This window comes from Methylobacterium sp. Leaf87 (assembly GCF_001422775.1).
Lineage (GTDB): Bacteria > Pseudomonadota > Alphaproteobacteria > Rhizobiales > Beijerinckiaceae > Methylobacterium.
Map to the genome: position 1 here is coordinate 1 of NZ_LMMI01000048.1, position 7,603 is coordinate 7,603.

6 protein-coding genes are annotated in these 7,603 nt (G+C 67.8%); 5 read left to right on the forward strand and 1 reads right to left on the reverse strand.

What is annotated here, in order from left to right; translation table 11 throughout:
• Positions 1–249: 249 nt before the first annotated feature.
• On the forward strand, positions 250–462 hold the full coding sequence (locus ASF22_RS18875; protein WP_056267178.1) for a hypothetical protein: 213 nt from the start codon (positions 250–252) through the stop codon (positions 460–462).
• 168 nt (positions 463–630) lie between these two features.
• Here the strand turns inward: ASF22_RS18875 and ASF22_RS18880 are convergent, their stop codons facing one another.
• Positions 631–1,194, reverse strand: a complete 564-nt coding sequence (locus tag ASF22_RS18880) for a TetR/AcrR family transcriptional regulator (protein ID WP_056267180.1) — start codon at positions 1,192–1,194, stop codon at positions 631–633.
• A 96-nt stretch (positions 1,195–1,290) separates the two neighbouring features.
• Here ASF22_RS18880 and ASF22_RS18885 point away from each other — a divergent pair, with 96 nt between their 5' ends.
• From ASF22_RS18885 to ASF22_RS18900, 4 genes are all read left to right on the forward strand, one after another.
• Complete coding sequence (locus tag ASF22_RS18885; RefSeq protein WP_056267191.1) at positions 1,291–1,614, forward strand: multidrug efflux SMR transporter; 324 nt, start codon at positions 1,291–1,293, stop codon at positions 1,612–1,614.
• Positions 1,615–1,695: 81 nt separating this feature from the next.
• Positions 1,696–2,628, forward strand: a complete 933-nt coding sequence (gene speB, locus ASF22_RS18890; protein WP_056267183.1) for an agmatinase — start codon at positions 1,696–1,698, stop codon at positions 2,626–2,628.
• A 213-nt stretch (positions 2,629–2,841) separates the two neighbouring features.
• The gene (locus ASF22_RS18895; RefSeq protein ID WP_056267186.1) at positions 2,842–3,990 is read left to right on the forward strand and encodes an efflux RND transporter periplasmic adaptor subunit; all 1,149 of its coding nucleotides are present in this window, start codon (positions 2,842–2,844) and stop codon (positions 3,988–3,990) included.
• 25 nt (positions 3,991–4,015) lie between these two features.
• On the forward strand, positions 4,016–7,177 hold the full coding sequence (locus tag ASF22_RS18900; RefSeq protein WP_056267189.1) for an efflux RND transporter permease subunit: 3,162 nt from the start codon (positions 4,016–4,018) through the stop codon (positions 7,175–7,177).
• The last annotated feature ends 426 nt before the right edge of the window (positions 7,178–7,603 follow it).

The window sequence follows — 7,603 nt, forward strand, 5'->3', positions numbered from 1 at the left end:
GCGCTCGCCCGACCAGCTCCGCCGGCCAAGCTACCCGTGGCGGAACGGCCCACCGTGCACTAACTTTACCCTTGGACCACCTCGTGGGGGCCGATCAGAGGACGGCGCAGAACGCGAGCAGTGGCATTTCATCGACCACGCGCCGGGTCGCCGCCGGCCGCTCTCGACGGCCATACGACCTCGCATCGCCCTCAACAGCACGGGCGCCGCAATCGACGCGGCGCTCTGTGGGAATGTATCTGCCGCGTCATGGCCTTCCAAGTGGTCGACCATATGGAGGCCGGTCGCCTCACATTGCTCCTCCGCGACTTCGAGCCGGCGCCGTTGCCGATTCATTTGATTCTCCATCCGATTCCGCGACGGAACGCAGCCCTGCGCGCGTTCATCGATCACGCGACGCCGAAGCTGAGAGCGGCCATCGCAGATGTCTCGGATCGCGCTGCACGTTCTGCGGATGCCTGATCGAACGCCCGCATCGGGTAGCCCGCAAGGGCCGGTGAGCGACCTCGTCGGGTCGGGACCCGTCCGTCCACTCTACGACCGCGTTGGGTGGATTTGCGACGGTCCGCTTCCGGGCGGGAGTTGACAGAAGCAACACCGCTGTCGCCGCCGCTCGATACGGAAGGCGTTCTACGTCTTGTCCGTCACTGGCGATGGCATTTCAAAAAGCTCCTGGATATCGCGGAACATGGCGTCCCACGTCGTCCTGTCGATTGGCATGAGGCCGAGGAAGCGTAGGAAGAAGGCTCCTTCCGTTGCTAGGAAGGCGAGTCTCGCCCTACGGTCGGTCGCCACAGTTCTATCCAGGCCGGTGAACTGCTCCTCGTACCAGCGGCGCGTGTCTGCGAGGTGCTCCGGCGTTTGAAGCAGCAGGGCCAGCAAGGCCGCCGCCCGCGCCTGCGAGCCCTCGTCATGCACACGGGTCGTCTCGACATGAGCCTGCACGCGCCTCACGGGCGTCGGCTGCGTACCCGCGATGCCTACGACGCGTTCCTCGTAGTCCTGGAGCCAACGTCGGAGCATGGCGGCGATCAAAGCCTCCTTCGTGCCGAAGCACGACTGGACGCCGCCCTTCGTGATCCCGGCCGCCTTGGCCACGGCATCGATGGTCAGCCCCGACGCGCCTCTTGAGGCGACGACTTCCTCGGCGACCTCCAGCACCTTGTCCCGGTCGATGGTCTTGCGGCGTCCCATAGCGGTATCCCTCTTGCGCAGATAGAAATACGCTCGTATTTGAAAGCCCGCAACCGGGATGCCTACGGGCACCCGCTCAAATCACGGGAGATCGATGTGGCTTGGCTTTACCTGGCCCTGGGTGGTCTGTTCGAGGTCGGCTTCACGACCTGCCTGCGTTTCACCGACGGGTTCCGGAACATCCCTTGGACGCTGGCCTTCATCGCCTGCATCGGGCTGAGCATGCTGCTCCTCGATATGGCGACCCGGTCGGCCATCCCGCTCGGGACCGGCTACGCGATCTGGACCGGCATCGGCGCCATCGGCACCGTCCTCGTCGGAATGGCCTGGTTCGGGGAGCCGGCGACCTTGGTGCGCCTTCTCCTCGTCCTCGGCGTCGTCGGCTGCATCGGCGGCCTGAAGCTCACCTCGGGTCATTGACGAAGGTGAGCCCCCCGCCGGCACCCCGCGAACCAAGGTGTGAGCCGGACCGTCCCGTCACGCAGAAAGCAAGGTGATCCCATGCCCGACGAAAAGCCCAACGATCTCTCACGCTACCTCGCCTATGCCGGGGTGCCGTCCTTCTGGCGCCTGGAGCAGACGCGCGACCTTACGGATGTCGACATCGCCGTGATGGGCATCCCGTTCGACATCGGCGTCAGCAATCGTCCCGGCAGCCGGTTCGGGCCCCGCGCCATCCGCGACATGTCCCTTCATTCCGGCAACTTCCATTATCCGTGGAGCTACGACCTGAAGGAGCGGTTGCGCCTCGTCGATTACGGGGACGTCGGCGTCGGCATGCAGACCGATCTGACGAACTTTATGATCCGGGATGCCTTCGAACACGCCGGTTCGATCCTCTCGTCGGGCGCGAAGCTCCTCACCCTCGGCGGTGACCACACCATTCCCTACGGTCTCGTCCGCGCCGCGAAGGAAAAGCACGGCCCGATCTCGCTCCTGCACTTCGATAGCCATCAGGATTCGGAGAGCAGCGATGGCGGAAAGGCGATCTTCCACGGCTCGTTCGCGCACGACCTCGCGGCCGAGGGGACCGTCGACGCCCGCCGCTCCGCGCAGGTCTTCATCCGCACGGAGATGGAAAACGAGTTCGGCTACAACATCATCCATGCCAACGAGGCGCTGTACCTCAAGCCCTCGGAACTGGCCGAGCGCATCAGGGGCATCGTCGGGGAGAGCCCTGTCTACGTCACCTTCGACATCGACGCGCTGGACCCGGCCTACGCTCCCGGGACCGGCACGCCGGTCTGCGGCGGGCCGACGACCTTCTTCGCCCGGGAGGTCCTGCGGCACCTCGCCGGGATCAATGTGGTCGGTGCGGACGTGGTCGAGGTGCTGCCTGCGCATGACGCCTCAGGCATCACGGCCCTCGCTGCCGGAACCATCGCGGTCGACCTGCTCTACCTCATGGCCGAGGGCATGACGAAGCGCGGATAGCTGCGCATTCGTGGCGCGCGTTCCGAGCCTGGCGGCCCGCGGTCCCGTTCGGTCCCGCGGCCGGCCGGCGACCTGCGCGGCCTCAGGATGCCGCCCTGTGATCGGCGGCTTCCCCGCCGCCCGTGACCGCCACCTTCCATGACCTGCCGGGGCCGATCCAACGACGCCCCCACCCACTGCCGCCATCACCCGAACCGAAGGACCCGCTGATCCATGAGACGGCGTGAACACCGACGCCTGGCCGTCATCCTGCTGCTGTGCGGGGCGATGGGCGCCTGCAAGCCCGCGAACGAAGCGGCGTCGACCTCCGAGGGAGCCCCCCCGGAGGTCTCGACGGCCACGGTCGAGGCGGTCACCGTACCCCGAACCCTCGACCTCCCTGGACGCCTCGCATCGACGCGGGTCGCCGAGGTCCGGGCACAGGTGTCCGGCATCATCCAGGAGCGCGCATTCGAGGAAGGCAGCTTCGTCGGAAAGGGCGACGTCCTCTTCCGCATCGATCCCGCCATCTATCGTGCCGAGGTCGACGCCAGGACGGCGGCCCTGGCGCGGGCCGAGGCGACACGCGTCCAGTCCCTGAGGCAGTCGGAGCGAACCGAGACGCTGCTGGAGAAGCAGGCGGCCAGCACCGCCCAGCACGACATCGCCATCGCGACCCTGCGCCAGGCCGAGGCCGACGTGGCGAGCGCGAAGGCGCATCTCGCCCGCGCCCGGATCGACCTCGACTACGCCACCGTGCGTGCGCCCATCGCCGGCCGCATCGGACGCGCCCTCGTCACCGAGGGCGCGCTCGTCGGGCAGGGCGATGCGACCAGGCTCGCCCTGATCCAGCAGGTCAACCCGATCTATGCGGACTTCAACGCCGCCTCCGACCCGAGCCGGCTTGCCGAGGGCGCGTCGGGCAAGGATGAGACGGAGGTGCGGCTGGTTATGCCGGACGGATCGCTCCACGCCGATGCCGGCCGCCTGTTGTTCACGGACGTCGGCGTCGATCCGGGCACCGGGCAGGTCAGCCTGCGTGCCACCTTCCCGAACCCCGAGGTCGCCCTGCTGCCGGGAACCTACGTCCGCGTCCGCGTCGCGCAGGGGAAGCTCCCCGGTGCGGTCATCGTGCCGGCACAGGCGATCCAGCGCTCAAGCGCCGGCGTCGCGCAGGCGTTCGTGGTCGGCGCGGACAGGACCCTCGCGCTGCGCCCGCTGCGCGCCGGTGCGCTGACGGACGCGGGCTGGATCGTCGAGGACGGCCTGAAGCCCGGAGAGACCGTCGTCGTCGAGGGATTCCAGCGGATCCAGCCCGGCATGGCCGTGAACCCCGTGCCCTGGAAGGGTGGCCGCACGGTCGCCGCATCCGGACAACCCTGATACCTCCGCGCAGGCTCCGACCGTCATGACACGCTTCTTCATCGAGCGCCCGATCTTCGCCTGGGCGATCTCCATCTTCATCATCCTAGTGGGGACGATCTCCATCGCATTCCTGCCGATCTCCCAGTACCCCGACGTCGCCCCGGTCACGATCCAGGTTACGGCGACCTACCCGGGCGCGCCGCCCGAGCGCCTCTACGACGGCGTCACCCGCATCATCGAGGAGGAGCTCAACGGCATCCCGGGGCTGATGTACTTCGAGAGCGCAAGCGACACCTCGGGCCAGGCCCAGATCATGGCCTCCTTCGCGCCGGGCTCGGACCCGTCGAAGTCGACGGTGGCCGTCCAGAACCGGATCAAGCGCATCGAGGCGCGCCTTCCGCGGGCCGTGACCCAGCAGGGCGTTATCGTCGAGGAGGCGAGCACCTCCTTCCTCCAGTTCGTCGTCGTCAGCTCGCGTGATGGCTCGATGAGCGAGACGGACCTCGGCGACCTCGCCGCCCGACGCATCCTCGGCGAGTTGCGGCGCGTGCCCGGCGTGGGGCGCGCCACGCTGTTCTCGTCCGAGAAGGCGATGCGGATCTGGATCGACCCGACGAAGCTCGTCGGGCTGAAGCTGACGCCGGGCGACGTCACAGCCGCCGTCGGGGCCCAGAACGTCCAGGTCGCCTCGGGCATCGTCGGCGCGCAGCCCGCCAGGCAAGGCCAGCGCATCGCCGCAAGCGTGCTGGTGAAGGGCCAGCTCACGACGGTGGCCGAGTTCGGGGAGATCGTGCTTCGCGCCAACCCGGACGGCTCGCTCGTGCGCCTGCGCGACGTCGCCGAGATCGAGCTCGCGGGGCAGTCCTACGTCAATCAGACCCGCCTGGATGGGCGCCCCGCTGCCGGCATCGGCATCCAACTCGCGCCGGGCGGCAACGCGCTCGCCGCCGCGACCGGCGTGAAGGCCCGGATCGCCCAACTCTCGAAGACGCTGCCCGCGAACGTGAGCGTCACGGTCCCCTACGACACCACTCCCTTCGTCGAGGTGTCGATCAAGAAGGTGCTGATGACGCTGGCCGAGGCGATGGCCCTCGTGTTCGCGGTCATGTTCCTGTTCCTGCAGAACATCCGCTACACGCTGATCCCGACCATCGTGGTCCCGGTGGCCCTGCTCGGCACCTGCGGTGCGCTGCTGGTGGCGGGCTTCTCCATCAACGTGCTGACCATGTTCGGCATGGTGCTGGCCATCGGCATCCTCGTCGACGACGCCATCGTGGTGGTCGAGAACGTCGAGCGCATCATGGCCGAGGAGGGCCTCTCCCCGAAGGAGGCGACCCGAAAGGCCATGGGCCAGATCACCGGTGCCATCGTGGGGATCACCTCGGTGCTGGTGGCGGTGTTCGTGCCGCTGGCCTTCTTCCCCGGCTCGGTCGGCGTGATCTACCGCCAGTTCTCGGTGAGCATGGCGACCTCCATCGCATTCTCGGCTTTCCTGGCTCTCTCCCTGACCCCGGCCCTGTGCGCCACCCTGCTCAAGCCCGTCGAGGCCGGCCACGGGCACGCCAAGGGCGGCTTCTTCGGCTGGTTCAATCGCCGCTTCCAGGCCGGCACCCTGGCCTACCGATCCGGGGTCGCAGGGATGCTGCGCCGCCCCGTGCGGGCTCTGTTCGTCTACGCGCTGCTGGTCGGCGCCCTCGGCTGGGGCTACGTCCGGATGCCGTCGAGCTTTCTGCCCATCGAGGACCAGGGCTACGTCATCGTCGACGTGCAGACCCCGCCGGAATCGTCGACCGAGCGCACGCTCGACGTAGCCAAGCGCATCGAGGACCATTTCGGCGGCGAGGCGGCGCTTGCCAGCCGGGTCGTGCTTCTGGGCTATGGCTTCTCCGGCCAGGGCCAGAACGCGTCCATCGCCTTCGTGACCCTGAAGGACTGGAAGGAGCGCGGATCGAAGGACGGCGCCGAGGCCATCAGCGCCCGAGCCAATGCTGCGCTCGGCGGCATGCCGGACGCCATCGCCATGGCGCTGTCACCCCCGGCCATCGAGGCGCTCGGCAATTCGAGCGGCTTCGCCTTCCGCCTGCAGGACAAGGCGCAGCAGGGCCATGCGGCCCTTGCCGCGGCGCGCGACCAGTTGCTGAAGGCCGCGGGCCGGAGCCCGGTCCTGCAAGGGGTCTACGTCGAGGGCTTGCCGACGGCGCCGCAGATCGAGCTCACCCTCGACCGCCAGAAGGCGAATGCGCTCGGCGTCGCCTTCGCCGACATCAACGACGCGCTCTCGACCAGCCTCGGCTCGGCCTACGTCAACGACTTCCCGAACCAAGCGCGAATGCAGCGGGTGATCGTGCAGGCCGAGGCCGGGCGCCGGATGAGGGCCGAGGACCTGCTCGACCTCTACGTCCGCAACGCGCAGGGCCAGATGGTGCCGCTGCAATCCTTCGCTCGTGTCGATTGGACGATGGGGCCCTCGCAGGTCGTCGGCTTCAACGGCTACCCGAGCATCAAGATCTCCGGCAGCGCCGCGCCGGGCTACGCCAGCGGCGACGCCATGGCCGAGATGGAACGGCTCGCCGGCCAGCTGCCGCCAGGTTTCGACTTTGCCTGGACCGGGCAGTCGCTGCAGGAGAAGCTCTCGGGCAGCCAAGCCGTGTACCTGCTCGCGCTGGCGCTCTTCTACGTCTTCCTCTGCCTCGCGGCCCTCTACGAAAGCTGGTCGATCCCGCTGGCCGTCCTGCTGGTGGTGCCCACCGGCGTGGTCGGTGCGGTCTACGCCATGCTGCTGCGCGACATGCCCAACGACGTCTATTTCAAGGTCGGGTTGATCACGGTGATCGGCCTCACGGCGAAGAACGCCATCCTCATCATCGAGGTGGCCAAGGAGCTCGTCGAGCAGGGCCGATCCCTGCACGAGGCGGCCCTGGAGGCATGCGAGCTACGCTTCCGGCCCATCGTGATGACCTCATTCGCCTTCATCCTCGGCGTGGTGCCGCTCGCCATCGCCACGGGCGCCAGCATGAACAGCCAGCGTGCCATCGGCACCGGCGTCCTCGGGGGCATGATCACGGCGACCGTGCTCGCGGTCTTCGTCACGCCTCTGTTCTACGTGCTTGTCGCACACGCCTTCCGGTCGCGGAAGTTGGACGGTACGAGGAGCGGTGCCAACCATACCGAGGCGGCCGTCAGTCATGGCGTCGTTGTGGACTGAGCTTACCAACACGAACGCTCTCGACCAGCAGCGGTCGTCTAACCCGGCCTTTTTTCGGCCCGGGATGCGGTTTCTGTTGATAGGCACTGGAGTGGCCGACATGCGCGCAAAGCCGAATGTCGACCTCCGAGCGGCAACCTGCTGAAGGGGCAGTGCCCTACGCTGAGGCTGCCGGACGGTCGACGGATGGCTGCTTTCGGGGAGCCCTAACGGTTGCCGGGGTGTCTGGCATGGGTCGGGTCCCGTCCGTCTGCCTCACGGCTGGGTTGGGTGGAACGGGAAAGTTGTTCGAACGCACGAAATCACGCCCGATCGGCAGGAAGGACCTTCAGCAGGCCTGCGGCATGCGTCCTGCCGCCAGCAGCTCGTTGATGTCGTTCACCACGCCCGGCAGGTCGGCGATCGTGTCGATGAGGAAGTGGGGCT

Bases quoted from the DNA above. Each gene is read 5' to 3' on its own strand.
- ASF22_RS18875 (WP_056267178.1), top strand. From the start codon at position 250: ATGGCCTTCCAAGTGGTCGACCATATGGAGGCCGGTCGCCTCACATTG.
- ASF22_RS18880 (WP_056267180.1), bottom strand. From the start codon at position 1,194: ATGGGACGCCGCAAGACCATCGACCGGGACAAGGTGCTGGAGGTCGCC.
- speB (WP_056267183.1), top strand. From the start codon at position 1,696: ATGCCCGACGAAAAGCCCAACGATCTCTCACGCTACCTCGCCTATGCC.
- ASF22_RS18895 (WP_056267186.1), top strand. From the start codon at position 2,842: ATGAGACGGCGTGAACACCGACGCCTGGCCGTCATCCTGCTGCTGTGC.
- ASF22_RS18900 (WP_056267189.1), top strand. From the start codon at position 4,016: ATGACACGCTTCTTCATCGAGCGCCCGATCTTCGCCTGGGCGATCTCC.